At 35.2% G+C, this 856-nt stretch carries 1 protein-coding gene; it reads left to right on the top strand.

The genetic code is table 11. The features are described 5' to 3' along the window. On the top strand, positions 1-537 hold a 537-nt coding region (locus V7S50_RS33990; RefSeq protein ID WP_336376869.1), incomplete at its 5' end, for a serine hydrolase domain-containing protein. Between the last annotated feature and the right edge of the window lie 319 nt (positions 538-856).

Raw genomic sequence — 856 nt, forward strand, 5'->3', positions numbered from 1 at the left:
CTGGGTATCCTTATTGAAAAAGTAACTGGAAATAGCTATGCAGAAGAGGTTGAAAATCGGATTGTTGAACCGCTCGAATTGTCGAATACATTCCTACCTGGTAATTCAACTGTTATCCCAGGTACCAATCATGCCCGTGGATATTTCCAACTAGACGAAGCAAGTGAGCCAAAAGACGTTACGTATTCTTACCCAGGTAACTCGGATGGAGATATGATTTCTACTGCTGACGACTTGAACAAATTTTTCTCTTATTTACTTAGTGGCAAATTACTGAAGGAACAGCAACTAAAACAAATGCTTACTACAGTTCCTACAGGAACAGAAGTAATCGATGGATATGGTCTTGGAATCTATGAAAATAAACTTTCAAACGGTGTCTCGATTTGGGGACACACAGGTGGCTCTCCAGGTTTTTCTACTTTTGCTGGAGGCACAATTGGGGGCAAGCATACATTAGCCGTCAATTTGAACAGTAACAAAGCTAATAGTCCTAATCCTTTTAAAAATATTTTACTTGCTGAATTTAGCAAGTAGGCAAAAAGGAAAAATAGATAAATTTTGTCATAGTTTTTATAGTTGAAAATATCCTTTTCTGGTTCAAAAAACACCTTAATTTTAAAGTTTTTTTAAAATTAAGGTAGTAAATGCTGTTAAGCTAATAAAACAAAATCCTCCGTAACATGAAAAACGTTATTCTTTCTCTAGAATCATAGGAAAGGATAACGTTTTTTTACATTTGGGGTAAAGCAGGTTCCTAATTTGATGGACATGTGGTAGTACCCCACATCCATCAACTTAAGGATTTAGACTATTTTTGAAGTTAAAAGCACGTTACTATTTTCTTATGTTAATG

Origin of the sequence: Bacillus sp. CCNWLW194 (assembly GCF_037120585.1) — a bacterium.
Lineage (GTDB): Bacteria > Bacillota > Bacilli > Bacillales > Bacillaceae_G > Bacillus_A > Bacillus_A basilensis.